This is a genomic window from Enterobacter hormaechei subsp. hoffmannii, assembly GCF_001729745.1.
GTDB classification, from domain to species: Bacteria; Pseudomonadota; Gammaproteobacteria; order Enterobacterales; family Enterobacteriaceae; genus Enterobacter; species Enterobacter intestinihominis.
Genome location: NZ_CP017186.1, coordinates 2,003,374 through 2,019,309 on the forward strand (window position 1 = coordinate 2,003,374; position 15,936 = coordinate 2,019,309).

The 15,936-nt window shown below is 53.1% G+C and carries 18 protein-coding genes; 10 read left to right on the forward strand and 8 right to left on the reverse strand.

What is annotated here, in order from left to right:
* The first annotated feature begins 135 nt into the window (after window positions 1-135).
* The 5 genes from BFV65_RS09480 to BFV65_RS09500 all read left to right on the forward strand — a co-directional run bounded on the left by BFV65_RS09480 (window position 136) and on the right by BFV65_RS09500 (window position 5,962).
* Entirely contained in the window at window positions 136-462 is a 327-nt protein-coding gene (locus tag BFV65_RS09480) for a YnfA family protein (protein ID WP_069596513.1), read from the forward strand.
* Window positions 463-573: 111 nt separating this feature from the next.
* Window positions 574-1,788, forward strand: coding sequence for a D-mannonate dehydratase ManD (gene manD, locus BFV65_RS09485; protein ID WP_023300009.1), 1,215 nt, complete (start codon window positions 574-576; stop codon window positions 1,786-1,788).
* Window positions 1,789-1,802: 14 nt separating this feature from the next.
* Window positions 1,803-2,822: a Zn-dependent oxidoreductase gene (locus BFV65_RS09490; protein ID WP_048965753.1), complete on the forward strand. Its 1,020-nt coding sequence runs from the start codon at window positions 1,803-1,805 to the stop codon at window positions 2,820-2,822.
* A gap of 73 nt (window positions 2,823-2,895) precedes the next feature.
* The gene (locus BFV65_RS09495; RefSeq protein ID WP_069596514.1) at window positions 2,896-4,275 is read left to right on the forward strand and encodes an MFS transporter; all 1,380 of its coding nucleotides are present in this window, start codon (window positions 2,896-2,898) and stop codon (window positions 4,273-4,275) included.
* A 223-nt stretch (window positions 4,276-4,498) separates the two neighbouring features.
* Window positions 4,499-5,962 (forward strand): mannitol dehydrogenase family protein, encoded by a 1,464-nt coding sequence (locus BFV65_RS09500; RefSeq protein ID WP_069596515.1) that lies wholly within the window; start codon window positions 4,499-4,501, stop codon window positions 5,960-5,962.
* A gap of 44 nt (window positions 5,963-6,006) precedes the next feature.
* Here BFV65_RS09500 and ydfZ read toward each other — a convergent pair whose 3' ends face one another.
* Window positions 6,007-6,210 carry a putative selenium delivery protein YdfZ gene (gene ydfZ, locus BFV65_RS09505; RefSeq protein ID WP_003857405.1) on the reverse strand — a complete coding sequence of 68 codons (204 nt, stop codon included), beginning with the start codon at window positions 6,208-6,210 and terminating at the stop codon, window positions 6,007-6,009.
* Between the two features lie 287 nt (window positions 6,211-6,497).
* On the opposite strand from ydfZ, the gene BFV65_RS09510 reads away from it, so the two are divergent.
* Window positions 6,498-6,929: a universal stress protein gene (locus BFV65_RS09510; RefSeq protein ID WP_023300013.1), complete on the forward strand. Its 432-nt coding sequence runs from the start codon at window positions 6,498-6,500 to the stop codon at window positions 6,927-6,929.
* Between the two features lie 35 nt (window positions 6,930-6,964).
* Here BFV65_RS09510 and BFV65_RS09515 read toward each other — a convergent pair whose 3' ends face one another.
* On the reverse strand, window positions 6,965-7,651 hold the full coding sequence (locus BFV65_RS09515) for a GntR family transcriptional regulator (protein WP_003857403.1): 687 nt from the start codon (window positions 7,649-7,651) through the stop codon (window positions 6,965-6,967).
* Between the two features lie 90 nt (window positions 7,652-7,741).
* Window positions 7,742-8,488: a bifunctional NADP-dependent 3-hydroxy acid dehydrogenase/3-hydroxypropionate dehydrogenase YdfG gene (gene ydfG / locus BFV65_RS09520; protein ID WP_038415990.1), complete on the reverse strand. Its 747-nt coding sequence runs from the start codon at window positions 8,486-8,488 to the stop codon at window positions 7,742-7,744.
* Between the two features lie 143 nt (window positions 8,489-8,631).
* On the opposite strand from ydfG, the gene dcp reads away from it, so the two are divergent.
* Entirely contained in the window at window positions 8,632-10,665 is a 2,034-nt protein-coding gene (gene dcp / locus BFV65_RS09525) for a peptidyl-dipeptidase Dcp (RefSeq protein ID WP_069596516.1), read from the forward strand.
* A 297-nt stretch (window positions 10,666-10,962) separates the two neighbouring features.
* On the opposite strand, the gene BFV65_RS23510 is transcribed toward dcp, so the two are convergent.
* Complete coding sequence (locus BFV65_RS23510; RefSeq protein WP_022647993.1) at window positions 10,963-11,070, reverse strand: YnaM/YnfT family protein; 108 nt, start codon at window positions 11,068-11,070, stop codon at window positions 10,963-10,965.
* Between the two features lie 208 nt (window positions 11,071-11,278).
* Window positions 11,279-11,506 (reverse strand): hypothetical protein, encoded by a 228-nt coding sequence (locus BFV65_RS22400; RefSeq protein WP_071788017.1) that lies wholly within the window; start codon window positions 11,504-11,506, stop codon window positions 11,279-11,281.
* A gap of 149 nt (window positions 11,507-11,655) precedes the next feature.
* Between BFV65_RS22400 and BFV65_RS23365 the strand changes: the two genes are divergently transcribed.
* A complete protein-coding gene (locus BFV65_RS23365) occupies window positions 11,656-11,820 on the forward strand; it encodes a YnfU family zinc-binding protein (RefSeq protein WP_213083702.1) in 165 nt (54 codons plus the stop codon).
* Window positions 11,821-12,068: 248 nt separating this feature from the next.
* Here the strand turns inward: BFV65_RS23365 and BFV65_RS09530 are convergent, their stop codons facing one another.
* The 3 genes from BFV65_RS09530 to BFV65_RS09540 form a co-directional block, all read right to left on the reverse strand.
* Complete coding sequence (locus tag BFV65_RS09530; RefSeq protein ID WP_022647994.1) at window positions 12,069-12,287, reverse strand: cold shock domain-containing protein; 219 nt, start codon at window positions 12,285-12,287, stop codon at window positions 12,069-12,071.
* Between the two features lie 367 nt (window positions 12,288-12,654).
* Window positions 12,655-13,344 (reverse strand): SOS response-associated peptidase, encoded by a 690-nt coding sequence (locus tag BFV65_RS09535; protein ID WP_023306122.1) that lies wholly within the window; start codon window positions 13,342-13,344, stop codon window positions 12,655-12,657.
* Between the two features lie 263 nt (window positions 13,345-13,607).
* Window positions 13,608-13,847, reverse strand: coding sequence for a DinI family protein (locus BFV65_RS09540; RefSeq protein WP_006808847.1), 240 nt, complete (start codon window positions 13,845-13,847; stop codon window positions 13,608-13,610).
* A 326-nt stretch (window positions 13,848-14,173) separates the two neighbouring features.
* Here BFV65_RS09540 and BFV65_RS09545 point away from each other — a divergent pair, with 326 nt between their 5' ends.
* Both BFV65_RS09545 and BFV65_RS09550 read left to right on the forward strand, forming a co-directional pair.
* On the forward strand, window positions 14,174-14,593 hold the full coding sequence (locus BFV65_RS09545) for a translesion error-prone DNA polymerase V autoproteolytic subunit (protein WP_022647996.1): 420 nt from the start codon (window positions 14,174-14,176) through the stop codon (window positions 14,591-14,593).
* 1 nt (window position 14,594) lies between these two features.
* Window positions 14,595-15,863, forward strand: coding sequence for a Y-family DNA polymerase (locus BFV65_RS09550; protein WP_069596517.1), 1,269 nt, complete (start codon window positions 14,595-14,597; stop codon window positions 15,861-15,863).
* The last annotated feature ends 73 nt before the right edge of the window (window positions 15,864-15,936 follow it).

Sequence of the window (15,936 nt, forward strand, 5' to 3'; positions counted from 1 at the left end):
CGGGTGCAGACAATCGGATTACCCCGTTGGATTCTACACCAATCCGAAAGGGTGTCATACCCGCGCGGCAGGTATGGGAACGATGAGAGCATTATCGCGTATGATGTCTAAATCAATCCTCACGAAACGAGAAAAATGTTCAAAACGACGCTGCTTTTTTTCGCGACCGCGCTGTGTGAAATCATCGGATGCTTTTTGCCGTGGCTCTGGCTAAAGCGGGGCGCTTCCGCGCTGCTGCTGATCCCGGCGGGTGTGTCCCTGGTCCTTTTCGTCTGGCTGCTCACCCTGCATCCGGCCGCTAGCGGGCGGGTTTATGCGGCCTACGGAGGGGTGTACGTCTGTACTGCGCTGGTGTGGCTGCGCTTTGTCGATGGCATCAGGCTAAGCCTGTATGACTGGGCAGGCGCGCTGGTTGCCCTGTGCGGCATGTTGATCATCGTGGCCGGCTGGGGACGCGCATAGTCGTCCTCATAGTGTGATCGCCCGCTGATTTTTCGATCGTTATACTTGTATGGTAGTAGTGTAGTTGCGTAAATTTCCTGCATCACAACGAGCGATGTAAGGAAATGGATTATGAAGATTGTCGGGGCTGAAGTATTTGTCACCTGCCCGGGGCGTAACTTTGTCACCCTTAAAATCACCACCGATGAGGGCATTGTCGGCCTGGGTGATGCCACGCTTAACGGACGTGAACTTTCCGTTGCCTCCTACCTGAAAGATCACCTGTGCCCTCAGCTGATTGGCCGCGATGCGCACCGCATCGAAGATATCTGGCAGTTCTTCTATAAAGGCGCGTACTGGCGTCGTGGCCCGGTCACCATGTCAGCGATTTCTGCCGTGGATATGGCGCTGTGGGACATCAAAGCGAAAGCCGCGAACATGCCGCTCTATCAACTTCTGGGCGGAGCCTCCCGGGAAGGGGTGATGGTTTATTGTCATACCACCGGGCACACCATTGACGACGTACTGGAAGATTATGCCCGTCATAAAGAGATGGGCTTCAAGGCTATTCGCGTGCAGTGCGGCGTGCCGGGGATGAAAACCACCTATGGTATGTCTAAAGGAAAAGGGCTGGCGTATGAGCCTGCAACCAAGGGCGACTGGCCGGACGAGCAGCTTTGGTCCACCGAGAAATACCTCGACTTTACGCCGAAACTGTTCGACGCAGTGCGCAGTCAGTTCGGCTTCAACGAACATCTCCTTCACGACATGCACCACCGTCTGACGCCCATCGAAGCGGCGCGATTCGGCAAAAGCATTGAAGAGTACCGCCTGTTCTGGATGGAAGATCCGACTCCCGCTGAAAACCAGGAGTGTTTCCGCCTGATCCGCCAGCACACCGTCACGCCCATTGCGGTGGGGGAAGTGTTCAACAGCATCTGGGACTGCAAGCAGCTGATTGAAGAGCAGCTCATTGACTATATCCGCGCCACCATAACCCATGCGGGCGGCATCACCGGGATGCGTCGCATTGCTGACTTTGCCTCACTCTACCAGGTGCGCACCGGCTCACACGGCCCGTCGGATCTGTCGCCGATTTGCCACGCCGCGGCGCTGCATTTTGACCTGTGGGTACCGAACTTTGGCGTGCAGGAGTATATGGGGTATTCAGAGCAGATGCTGGAAGTGTTCCCGCACAGCTGGCGCTTCGATAACGGCTATATGCACCCGGGCGACAAGCCAGGGCTGGGCATTGAGTTTGATGAGAAGCTGGCAGCGAAATACCCGTACGAACCGGCCTGTCTGCCGGTGGCCCGTCTGGAAGACGGCACCCTCTGGAACTGGTAAACGAGGAGCGAATGATGAAAAGCGTAGTGATCCAACAGCCGAATGCGCTGGTGATTGAGGAGCGTCCTCTCCCGTTGCCGGACGCAGGCGACGTCCGCGTCAGAATTAAACTCGCCGGTATCTGCGGTTCAGACAGCCATATCTATCGCGGGCATAACCCGTTTGCGAAATACCCGCGGGTAATCGGTCACGAGTTCTTTGGCGAAATAGACGCGGTTGGCGAAGGCGTGGAGAGCACCCGACTGGGCCAGCGCGTGTCTGTTGATCCGGTGATCAACTGCGGACACTGCTACCCGTGTTCCGTCGGAAAACCGAACGTTTGCACCTCGCTGGTGGTGCTGGGCGTCCACCGTGACGGCGGCTTCAGCGAATACGCCGTCGTGCCGGCGAAAAATGCCTGGCACATTCCGGATGCGATCCCTGACAAACACGCGGTGATGGTTGAGCCCTTCACCATTGCCGCCAACGTGACGGGGCAGGCGAAACCCACCGAACAGGACGTGGCGCTGATCTACGGCGCAGGCCCGATGGGGCTGGTCACCGTGCAGGCGCTAAAGGGCGTTTACAAGGTGAAGCAGGTCATCGTGGTGGATCGGATTGATGAGCGGCTGGGGATGGCGCAACGCAGCGGCGCAGACTGGGTCTTCAACAACAGCGAGCACTCATTACAGGCCGCGCTGGATGAAAAAGGCATCAAGCCGACGTTAATCATCGATGCTGCCTGTCATCCATCCATTTTGCAGGAAGCGATTACGCTGGCGTCTCCGGCGGCGCGCATCGTGCTGATGGGCTTCTCCAGCGACCCGAGCCAGATCGTGCAACAGGGGATCACCGGCAAAGAGCTGTCGATCTTCTCTTCGCGCCTGAATGCCAACAAATTTCCGGTGGTCATTGACTGGCTGGAAAAAGGGCTGATCGACCCTGAAAAACTGGTCACCCATACATTTGACTATCACCACGTTACAGACGCCATCGAACTGTTTGAAAAAGACCAGCGGCAGTGCTGTAAAGTCTTGCTCACGTTCGACCAATAATAATTCACGCGGTTAAGAGCCTGCGAAGACAGGCTCTCAGTGGTACGCATCTTACCTTGCAGAGATAGCCATTATGACTCAAGCACAACCTCAAAGAAGTACGTCAGACCTGGTGAAAGCCGCCGTATCCGGCTGGCTGGGCACCGCCCTGGAGTTTATGGATTTTCAGCTCTACTCCCTTGGCGCCGCGCTGGTATTCCATGAAATTTTCTTCCCTGAACAGTCCGCGGCCATGGCGCTGATCCTGGCGATGGGGACCTATGGGGCAGGCTACATCGCGCGTATCGTCGGGGCATTTATCTTCGGCAGAATGGGCGACAGAATTGGCCGCAAAAAGGTGCTGTTTATCACCATCACCATGATGGGAATCTGCACCACCTTAATCGGCGTGTTGCCGACCTACGCGCAGATCGGGATTTTCGCACCGGTGCTGCTGGTGACGCTGCGTATTATTCAGGGGCTGGGCGCGGGGGCAGAAATCTCCGGCGCAGGTACCATGCTGGCGGAGTACGCGCCGAAGGGTAAACGCGGCATCATCTCCTCGCTGGTGGCCATGGGAACCAACTGCGGGACGCTGAGCGCCACGGCGATCTGGGCCGTGATGTTCTTTGCCCTCGATCGTGAAGAACTTATTGCCTGGGGCTGGCGCGTGCCGTTCCTCGCCAGCGTGGTGGTGATGATCTTCGCCATCTGGCTGCGTATGAACCTTAAAGAGAGCCCGGTGTTTGAGAAGGTTAACGACGCTGAAACCATTGCGCCGGTTGCTGCGCAGGATACCTCGGTCGGCGCGATGTTTAAGAGCAAATCGTTCTGGCTGGCGACGGGGCTGCGCTTTGGTCAGGCCGGCAACTCAGGTTTGATTCAGACTTTCCTTGCCGGATATCTGGTGCAGACGCTGTTGTTTGATAAGGCGATCCCAACCGATGCGCTGATGATCAGTTCGATTCTCGGCTTCCTCTCCATCCCGCTGCTGGGCTGGCTGTCCGATAAAGTGGGGCGCCGTCTGCCGTATATCCTCCTTAACATTTCAGCCATTATTCTGGCTTACCCGATGCTGTCGATTATCGTCGATAAGAGTTACGCGCCGGGCGTGATTATGCTCTCTATCATCGTTATTCATAACTTTGCGGTGCTTGGGCTGTTCGCGCTGGAAAACATCACCATGGCAGAGATGTTTGGTTCGCGGAACCGCTTTACCCGCATGGCCATTTCGAAAGAGGCGGGCGGGCTGGTAGCCGTAGGCTTTGGTCCGGTGCTGGCGGGGATCTTCTGCAACATGACCGGGTCCTGGTGGCCGATTGTGGCGATGCTGGTAGCGTATTCGCTGATTGGGCTGGTCTCCGCGTTGCTGATGCCGGAAGTGCGCGACCGCGATTTGAGTGAAGCCGAAGATGCTGCGGAGGCTCCTCATAAGGACTCGGTAGCGTACGGCGCGCTCTCTTCACGCCGCTAGTGGTTTACATCTTGCGTTACCTGTCACACAACTTTTTACTGATGTCACACCACATGGCGAAAAGTTAATGTAAATCAAGATCTGAAAACGATGTATCAGTATGGTTAATGGCAGCGTTTTTTGACTCCGACTGCCATTCTAGTTGGTGTAGTCAGCAGGCGCTGCCGCTCTTAAAAGGAAGCGGCAGTGGATCACAGCTTTCATTAATTAACGAGTCTCAATCATGGAAAACCGGTTATTACAGGCGAAGGCAACGCATCCTCAATACGATCGCGACAGCCTCAAGGCACGCATTGTTCATTTAGGGTTTGGCGCGTTTCACCGTGCGCACCAGGCGGTGTACACCGATATACTCGCCGCAGAACAGGGCAGCGACTGGGGTTACTGCGAAGTTAACCTGATTGGCGGCGAACAGCAGATCGCCGATCTGAAGGCACAGGATAACCTTTATACCGTGGCAGAGATGTCTGCCGATGCGTGGACGGCGCGCGTGGTCGGCGTCGTCAAAAACGCGCTGCATGCGCAGATCGACGGGCTGGAAACCGTGCTGGCGGCGCTGTGCGAGCCGCAGGTCGCCATTGTTTCCCTGACCATCACCGAGAAAGGATATTGCCACTCCCCGGCAACCGGACAACTGATGTTCGATCATCCGTTAATCGTTGCAGACCTGCAAAACCCGCATCAGCCTAAATCTGCGCCGGGCGTGGTGGTTGAGGCGCTGGCGCGTCGCAAGGCGGCGGGGCTACCGGCATTCAGCGTGATGTCATGCGATAACATGCCGGAGAACGGCCACGTGATGCGCAATGTGACCTGTGCCTACGCGCGCGCCGTAGACGGCGAACTGGCGGACTGGATCGAAGCGAACGTCACCTTCCCGTCAACGATGGTGGACCGCATTGTGCCCGCCGTCACGGCTGATACGCTGGATAAAATCGAACAGCTGACTGGCGTACGCGATCCGGCAGGTGTCGCCTGCGAGCCGTTCCGCCAGTGGGTGGTGGAAGATAATTTTGTTGCCGGACGCCCCCAGTGGGAAAAGGCCGGTGCGGAGCTGGTTTCTGATGTCATTCCGTTTGAAGAGATGAAGCTGCGAATGCTTAACGGCAGCCACTCGTTCCTGGCCTATCTCGGCTATCTGGCCGGTTATCAGCACATTAACGACTGCATGGAAGATGAACATTATCGCGCAGCCGCGCATGCGCTGATGCTGATAGAGCAGGCGCCGACGTTGAAAGTGCGGGGCGTGGATTTGGGTCGTTATGCCGACCAGCTGATTGCGCGTTACAGCAATCCGGCCCTGCGTCACCGCACCTGGCAAATCGCCATGGACGGTAGCCAGAAATTGCCGCAGCGCATGCTCGATTCCGTGCGCTGGCACCTTGTCCACCAGAAACCTTTCCCGCTGCTGGCCCTGGGCGTGGCGGGCTGGATGCGTTATGTCGGCGGTGTGGATGAGCAGGGTAACGCGATTGAGGTGAGCGATCCACAGCTGGCGGTGATTCAGGCGGCGGTAAACGGTAGCGCTGAAGGTGAAAGCCGCGTTAGCGCGCTGTTGGGCATTGAGGCTATTTTCGGTAACGAGCTGCCGAAGGACACGGTATTCGTGGCTGCCGTCATGCAGGCCTATCAAACGTTGCTGCAAAAAGGCGCGAAGGCCACGGTTGCTGAGTACGCCACCCGGCTTTAACGCTTTGACATGCCGCCGTTCGCGGCGGCATGTCGGGGCACAGCTTAGTGCATCCCCAGGCGAATCAGCTCAATCGGTTCGAACTTACCTTCGCATCCTTCCACTTCAACCGTTTTACCACGACGCACCTGCTCGGCATTAAGGCCGTCGCTGTGGATCGCTTTAATCACGCCGAACTGACCTGTGCCGCTAATCATGACGCGGCTGCCAGTGGTGATTGCATTTCGGTTACGGTCGTATGTCATCATGGTATTTTCTCCTCTCGCACTTATCCGTTACGGCGCTAATTCAACGGCTGCCGTTCACGGGGCACTATTAATACGCCTCTCTTAAACAGAATTATTTGCTTTTGATCAAGCTCACACTTTTTTCTTATTTCCTGATGGCGTTGACGGTTCAGGACACCGCTTTACAAAGCGGACAGTTATTTTCCTTAATTGATAGTTTCCAGACGCAAGTGTTTAGGCTTTGTTTATATCCACAATGCCATTCTGGAGGCAGAAAATAACCCTTCATCGGAAAAGGAGTCAGGCTTATGTATAAGAAAATTTTGATGCCTGTTGACGTGTTTGAAATGGATCTAAGCGATAAAGCGGTACGCCACGCGGTCAACCTCGCGAAATCGGAAGGCGCGACGATCACCCTGGTCAACATTCTTCCTAACAGCAGCCGTTCGTTACTGCGGGGGTTCAATGCCGATATTAAGAAGTTCGAAGAGTATATGACCGCCGAGTCGGATAAGAAGATGAAGGCACTGAAACGGCTCTTTGATATGTCCCCGGAAAATATTGATTGTGAAGTACGTTTCGGCAACGTACGCGATGAAATCATCCAGCTCAGCAAAGAGGGGAAATATGACGTTATTGTTATCGGATCAAGAAACCCGAGCATGACAACACATCTGCTGGGCTCGAATGCTGAAACTATCCTGCGCTACGCCACTATTCCGGTATTAGTGGTCCGCTAATCACTTCGCCGCAACCGAAAGGGGGCGGCGAAGCTTTATTCTTCGCTAAACCACTCGCGGTTTTCCTGACGGATTAACTGAACTGACTCGCTAATTTCCTGGAGGTGAAGCGTCATCGCTTTATCTACGGCTTCCACGTCGCGTTTTTCCAGTGCGCTGAAAATATCGTGATGCTGGCGCAGCAACATCTCTGGCGGAGAAACATGGTCGAGGCTCATGTAGCGCACGCGGTCGATGGTAGCTTTGATGTTTTCGACGGTATCCCACGCGAGCTGGCACTCGGCTATCTGCGCCAGTTTCTGGTGAAATTCGTCGTCCAGCTGGAAAAAGTCGTTCAGCTGTTTGCGGTCGATGGCAATGCGTTGCTGATGCAGGTTTTGCTCCAGCAGGTAGCACTGGTTATCGTTGATGAGCGACGCGGCGCGACGCACAACGGCGCACTCAATGGCCTGGCGAACAAAACAGCCATTCCGTACCTGCGAAAGCGAAATTTTATTTACATAGCTGCCGCGCTGAGGGCGGATCTGGATAAGGCCGTTTTCTGCGAGCTTAATAAACGCCTCGCGCACGGGCTGACGGGAAACGTCAAAACGTACCGAAACCTCTTTTTCTGAGAGTGGCGTTCCCGGTGGGATCAGGCAGCGAACGATATCACGGCGTAAGATGCGATAAATTTGCTGATTTACAGGCTGGGTAGGATTAAGTTGCGATTCAGCGGCCATGGGTTGTGATTTCTCAGAGAGTTAACCTGAACATACTACCATTCTTTTAACCGTCATCACATACCCGGCCCGCAGGCCGGGAAGGGTGAATTACCCGCGATGCACGCTGAGTCCGGCATAGGTCTGGCTGACGGGCATCATCTCAACCGTGTTGATGTTGACATGCTTCGGCAGCGTCGCGACCCACCAGACGGTTTCGGTGATATCTTCCGGCGTCAGCGCATTCGCATTTTCATAGGTTTTATCCGCTTTCGCGTCATCGCCTTTGAAACGCACGTTGGAGAATTCCGTTCCACCGACCAGACCCGGCTCAACATCGGTCACGCGGATCGCGGTACCGTGCAGGTCGGTGCGCAGGTTCAGGCTGAACTGGCGTACAAAGGCCTTGGTTGCGCCATAGACGTTGCCGCCCGCGTAAGGCCAGCTGCCTGCGGTGGAACCGATATTAATGATATGACCACGATTACGTTCAACCATGCCCGGCAGCACGGCGCGGGTCATGTACACCAGGCCTTTGTTGTTGGTGTCGATCATGTTCTCCCAGTCTTCGACGTTGGCTTTGTGGGCAGGCTCCATGCCCAGCGCCAGGCCAGCGTTATTGACCAGCACGTCGATTTCACGCCATTCGGCAGGCAGGTTGGCAATCATCTCTTCAATGGCGGCGCGGTTGCGCACGTCCAGCTGTGCGGTCAGGATGCTGTCGCCCAGCTCGTCTTTCAACTCCTGGAGACGCTCCTGACGACGACCCGTTGCAATCACCTTATGTCCGTTGGCGACGAAGCGACGCGTGATGCTTTCACCAAAACCTGCTGTCGCCCCGGTAACTAATATAATCATCTCACTGTTCCTCAACGCTTTTTGTGTTGTACTACCATAGCACGCACTCGGGCAGATCGTTAAGGCAACATTTGTATGACGCCATTGCAGGCCGGAGCAGGCTGGCCTACTCTGGTGAGAAATACCGTGCTCAGGAGTAAACGATGTCGGTCAACAACCCTTTCTTTGACGTTAGCCTGCTGCCTTATCAGGCTCCGCGTTTTGATGTGATAGAAGACAGCCACTATCGCCCGGCGTTTGATGAAGCAATGCGCCTCAAGCGTGCAGATATTGACGCGATTATCGCGCAGAGCGCCGTGCCGGACTTCAACAACACCGTGCTGGCGCTGGAAAAGAGCGGGGCCATGCTGTCGCGCGTCAGCAGCGTGTTCTTCGCCATGACGTCCGCACACACCAACGATTATCTTCAGGCACTGGACGAGCAGTTCTCCACCGAACTGGCCGGGCTGGCGAACGATATCTGGCTAAACGATACGCTTTTCGCCCGCGTGGAAGCCGTCTGGCAGGATCGCGACACGCTGGATGCCGAATCCCGCCGACTGACGGAGGAGACGTATCAGCACTTTGTTCTTGCGGGCGCGCGTCTGAACGCCGATGAAAAAGCCGAGCTGAAATCTCTGAATACCGAAGCCGCCACCCTGACCAGCCAGTTCAACCAGCGCCTGCTGGCGGCGAATAAGGCGGGAGGGCTGGTGGTGGATGATGTTCACCAGCTTGACGGACTCAGTGCGGAGGAGATGGCTGCCGCGGCTCATGCTGCCGCAGAAAAAGGGCTGACGGATCGCTGGCTGATCCCGCTTCTGAATACCACGCAACAGCCCGCGCTGGCGGCGCTGTCTCTGCGCGAGACCCGTAAAAAGCTGTTTAGCGCGGGCTGGGAACGCACTCAAAAAGGCGACGAAAACGATACGCGCGACCTGATCCTTCGGCTTACCGCGTTGCGGGCAAGACAGGCGCAACTGCTCGGCTTTGATAACTATGCCAGCTGGAGCATTGCCGATCAAATGGCGAAAACGCCGGATGCCGCGCTCGAATTCATGCGCGGGATAGTTCCTGCGGCGCGCAGCAGGGCCGCGCTGGAGCAGGCGGATATTCAGAAGGTCATTGACGACGAGCAGGGCGGTTTTACGGTGCAGGCCTGGGACTGGGCGTTTTATGCCGAACGCGTGCGTTCAGCGAAATACGCGCTGGATGAGTCGCAGATCAAACCCTATTTCGCGCTCAATACCGTGCTGGAAGATGGCGTATTCTGGACCGCCACGCAGTTGTTCGGTATCCGCTTTGTCGAGCGTTTCGATATTCCGGTTTATCACCCGGACGTTCGCGTGTGGGAGATTTTCGACCACACGGGTGAAGGCATGGCGCTGTTCTACGGCGACTTTTTCGCGCGTGATTCCAAAGCGGGCGGGGCGTGGATGGGGAATTTTGTTGAGCAGTCTTACGAGTTTGCCGCGCGTCCGGTGATTTATAACGTCTGCAACTATCAAAAACCAGCGAACGGGCAGACCGCGCTGATCTCCTGGGATGATGTGATTACCCTGTTCCACGAGTTTGGCCATACGCTGCATGGCCTGTTTGCCAGCCAGCGCTATGCCACGCTTTCAGGCACCAACACGCCACGTGATTTCGTTGAATTCCCGTCGCAGATCAATGAACACTGGGCCAGCCATCCGCAGGTGTTTGCGCACTTTGCCCGCCATTATCAAACCGGCGAGCCGATGCCGGATGCGCTGCGGGAAAAAATGCTCAATGCGACCCAGTTTAATAAGGGTTATGACATGACGGAACTGCTGAGCGCCGCGCTGCTGGATATGAACTGGCACGGCATTCATGAGCCCGTTGAAGACGTGGAAGCCTTTGAAGCCGCCGCGTTGAAAAAAGAAGGGCTGGATCTTCCAGCCGTACCGCCGCGCTATCGCAGCAGCTATTTTGCTCATATCTTCGGCGGCGGCTACGCGGCGGGCTATTACGCCTATCTCTGGACGCAGATGCTGGCGGACGATGGCTATCAGTGGTTTGTCGAGCAGGGTGGTTTAACGCGCGAAAACGGACAGACATTCCGCGAGGCGATTTTGTCGCGCGGCAACAGCACTGATTTAGCTGAACTTTACCGGAACTGGCGCGGGCACGATCCGAGGATCGAACCAATGCTGGAGAATCGTGGATTGAGTGTTTAAGGGCTTTTTAGTGTGGAAACAGAACCGGGCGCGATGCCCGGTTTTTTGTTCGATTTTTTCTTCCCCGAAACTCCTCCAAATTCCTCCCCAAAGTGAATCCTTAAATTCTGCGAAATTTGCAGGATAACTTTCTTATGGCTGCCCCTATATATCAGGGCGAACGACTGGGCAGCTTCCTGCTGCGCCAATGGAGAGGGAATTAATTGTGGAACGTACCCGGGGCTGGAGTGGCGCTGCCTGCGAGGAAAGGTGAATAGGCTGCCCAGTAAATAAAGAGGTTATGGAAACTTGAATACATTACAGTTCATCAGGATTGTTCGATACGCTGATCCCGATCTTGATCAGACTTAAAATCATCAATGCCAGTACCATTGCCACGATAGTAGAGATGATAAGCGTTGTCATAAAGGCCCCCTTTGTGAGTATATCTTTTAGACTGTTTGAATCAAAAAATGTTCCGAGTCCTAAAAAATATATGACATTAGACAGGAATGTATCGTCTGCTAAATGAAAAAAAAGCCTACGCCAGGTAGGCAATACTGATAATTCCTAATTGTTTTAATAATGCTTGTTACTGAAGGTTATCCGCAGTGTTGGTAGAAGATATTGAAGCTTATAGATACTTCCTGGCTGCATCTAATATTTCCTGAGATGTAAGCTCTCGATCTGATGCAACATAGACAACTTCATGGTCACCTGTTAAAGAGGGAAAACCGGCTGACATTATCGGAAGGTTTATCCCTTCTCCATTAGGGTATTGTTCGCGTATTGATGTCACGCCCTTAAGTACGGTGATTACTTTACCTGGTTTACCATTAAAGAAAATAATTACTTTTTTCATGTATCACCATGTATTTCAGGGAGTTTTATGGCCCAGGGTTGTTCGAAAGGGGTTGATTTATTGACGTTTAGTTACCTCTTTCGAAATTAAAACAAGCAATATTCTGCCTTAACGTGTACTGTAGCAGTCCATTTGTACTGGAGAAGCTTATGTCTGCACGTAAAAACACGCAATTCCGCCGAAATTATTTAGTCAAATGCCCTTGTCCAAACTGCACAAGAGACTCGGAGCATAGTTACAATCGTGTACAAAAGGGAGCTCAACTGGTTTGCCCTTACTGCAACGCGTTGTTCAAATCCCCTCAACATTACTAAAAAATCTCATATAATAACTAAGAAGTGATGCTTTTGGAGGCTGCCTAACCTCTTACGCACTTTAATATTTTATAAGCAGTTAGTTTCTGCTTTGAGACTATTCATGCAGCAGTCCTGCATTTCATCACATCGGTCAGCAAATTTGACGGTGCTGTAAATATGCTGGCCTGTTGTAATGATATTCGCAAACGATAAATGACGCTTCTGATTATTTAATTCACAGAAGCTTAAGCGGTTATTGAGGGGGGTTATTTATCGCAAAGCGTAACATTTGCAGCTGTCGGACCTTTGGTACCGGCAATGACAGCAAATTTAACTTTTTGGCCTTCAAAAAGAGTTTTGAATGTCTCTCCCTGTAGAGAAGAAGAGTGAACAAGGATATCTTTACTTCCATCGAGTGGGGAGATGAAGCCAAAACCCTTATCATCGTTAAACCACTTAACAAGACCTATCATTTTTGATGACATAAAAACTCCACTTGAACACTTAAAAGTTACAAGTTCATGAAAAGAAACGCATGATGGCATACGTATGGACTCAAGAGGAGGGGATATCAGAGATAGCACCTGGTTATGAGGACTACTTTGGAAAAGTCAGATTCACATTGCATCGAACCAACCGCATCATTAAGGCACGTGTAGATCTTTTAAGCAAATCTTATTTTAGCCATCTGGGAGGCCATACAGATTAGATTAGCCAATCCAAATTTTTCCTGTGTCGTCAAATTTGATTTATAGCAAGGAAATAATTTGTCCCGTAAAATGACAGGAGTTGTCAAAGGTTTTGACTTCAATAGAGGGAAGGGTTTTATTATCCCATCTAAAAAGTGCAGGTCTAACTAAGATCAGATTTGATTTCTATTTGCTCTATCAAATTCCTCCCCTGGTTTTTTACATTTCCTACTGTACGCGTTACCGCATGCCAGACGAACTTATCGGTGGGCACTGCACCATCTGAAGCTATCTCTTCAGCTTCTTTCCCGCCAACATGCTGTCGCATCCACTCGCGTGCCGCTTCTGGTGACAAAACCAGTGGCCTGCGGTCATGAATGTCGACGAGGCCTTTATCAGCCGCAGACGTCACAATCAGAAATCCCTCGGCTTCATCGCCGCGCTCAAACGGTGTGCTTCCGATCGCCGCCATAAAGATTGGCTGACCGTCGGCCCGGTGGATGAAGTAGGGTTGTTTCTTGTCACCTGACTTCTTCCATTCGAACCATCCATCGGCAAAACAGATCGCCCGGCCATGTTGCCACAGAGGTTTAAACATTCTGCTGGTGGCCGCGGTTTCTACACGTGCGTTAATCAGTGGTGCTTTGTCCCACCATCCAGGTGCGTAGCCCCAGAACACCGGATCGAGGTGCAGTAGTTCGTCGCGTTCGCTCAGCAGCAGGACTTTGGTACCGGGCGCGACGTTGTACCGGCCAATGGGGGCCGGGTCATACGCGATGTCGCGATCGCCTTCGTCGGCAAGGTAGGCCAGGTATTCTTCACGGGTTTGGGCTTGTGCAAAGCGTCCACACATAGAAACCTCCAGTCGGATGTCATACTCAAAGTATAGGGCAGGGATAAGATGACTTGATCGACATGCAAAAGCTGTATCTTGTACAAGATAACGCGAGAAAATGGGCAGAAATTCCGGGAGGCGTTTTTATCTTGCGGGCACGATCCGAGAAATGAACCGATGCTGGAGAACCGCGGGTGAGTGATTAAAGGCATTACTGGCTGAAAACAGAACCGGGCATTGCGCCCGGTTTTTCCCCGGTGGGCTGGTATTTGTTAACCTTGTTACTCTTGCGTCAGCCACATGTCCGACTCTTCAAACATTTCCTCAAGCATACGGTTCAGCTTTTCCCGGTCGCTTTTGCTGGCATCGCTATTCAGGCCATTCGCCTGCATTGGCTTAACCGTCACGCTGGCATCAGGAAAAATCCGGTGCACACGTTTTGTCAGTTCAGCCAGAATTATCTCCCTGGCTCCCTCCAGCCCCTGTACGTTTCGCTTGTCATAAACCAGTTCAACAAACATTATTTTTTCCCTATGAATATTAATTGTGCGATTCTGTCTGCACGTAAAAATACTACTGTATATGGGTACAGTCAAACGGCATTCCGGCTAAAGAAATGCCATGCCGCTCTTCACCTTGTTTATGTTGATGACAATCTATTCATTTAGCCTTTAAAACGAGCAGTCGAAGCGTTTAATCGTAAAATTTACAAAAACCATAATTTGAAGCCAGAGAGAAACTTACAAACGAAACGGTGAAGGTTTAAACAGTCGCTACGGTTCAGCTGCCTTGCGCGTGCTTTAAAACAAAACTACTGTATATAAAAACAGTGTTAGAGGTATGCGTAATGGAATTTATCAGACCTACAGAACTGCGTGAGATTATCGCGCTTCCACTTTTCAGCGATTTAGTTCAGTGCGGATTCCCAAGCCCGGCTGCCGATTATGTGGAGCAGCGCATTGATCTTAATGAACTTCTGGTTGCCCACCCCAGCTCGACGTATTTCGTTAAAGCCGCGGGTGATTCAATGATTGAAGGGGGAATAAGCGACGGCGATTTACTGGTGGTCGATAGTTCCCGAACGGCTGAGCACGGCGATATCGTCATCGCCGCGGTGGAAGGGGAATTCACCGTTAAGCGCCTGCAACTGCGGCCTAATGTTCAACTCAATCCGATGAACAGCGCTTATTCACCGATTATCGTTGGCAGTGAAGACACGCTGGACGTTTTTGGTGTGGTCACTTTTATTGTTAAATCGGCCAGCTGATATGTTTGCGCTCTGTGATGTGAATTCATTCTATGCATCATGCGAGACGGTATTCAGGCCAGATTTGAGAGGCCGACCGGTGGTTGTCCTCTCAAATAACGACGGTTGCGTGATAGCGCGCAGCGCAGAGGCCAAAGCCGCTGGCGTTACCATGGGGGCGCCATACTTTAAGCAGAAAGACCTGTTCCGGCGCGCCGGCGTGGTTTGCTTCAGCAGTAACTACGAACTTTACGCTGACATGTCCAGCCGGGTAATGACCACGCTGGAAGAAATAAGCCCTCGCGTCGAAATATATTCCATTGATGAGGCCTTTTGTGATCTCACCGGGGTTCGTAATTGCCGGGACCTGACTGATTTTGGCAAGGAGATCCGCGAAACGGTTTTGAAGCGTACGCACCTGAAGGTCGGCGTTGGCATAGCCCAGACGAAGACGCTGGCGAAGCTGGCAAATCACGCGGCGAAGAAATGGCAGCAGCAGACGGGTGGGGTGGTTGATTTATCCAATATCGACCGCCAGCGCCGGTTGTTGGCTATCGTGCCTGTAGAGGACGTATGGGGCGTGGGCAGGCGCATCAGCAAGAAGCTCAATGCGATGGGTATCAAAACGGCGCTGGATCTCTCAGAGCAGAGCACGTGGATTATCCGCAAGCACTTCAATGTAGTGCTGGAGCGAACGGTCCGGGAGCTGCGCGGCGAGCCGTGCCTCGATCTGGAAGAGTTTGCACCGACAAAGCAGGAGATCGTCTGTAGTCGGTCATTCGGTGAGCGCGTGACAGAATACGAGCAGGTGCGCCAGGCTATATGCAGCTATGCGGCCCGTGGCGCTGAGAAGTTACGTGGCGAGCACCAGTATTGCCGCTTTATCTCGGCGTTCGTAAAGACCTCTCCGTTCGCTCTGAACGAACCCTATTACGGCAACAGTGCCTCAATGACGCTTTTCACACCCACTCAGGACTCCCGCGACATTATCAACGCCGCGGTAAAGTGCCTCGACAAAATCTGGAAGGAGGGTCACCGCTACCAGAAAGCCGGCATTATGCTCGGGGACTTCTTCAGCCAGGGCGTTGCCCAGCTCAATTTGTTTGACAACAGCGCGCCGCGTGCCGGAAGTGAAAAGCTGATGGAAGTGCTGGATCGTCTGAACGCGAAAGATGGAAAGGGTACGCTTTATTTTGCCGGGCAGGGCATACAGCAGCAATGGCAGATGAAGCGTGAAATGCTTTCACCGCGGTATACGACCCGGTATTCAGATTTACTGAGAATTCGATGAATGTTAATGGCTGTTTTGTGCCAGAAGCGGACATTGATATAAATGGCAATTGATCAAACGCCAGCCCCTTTAC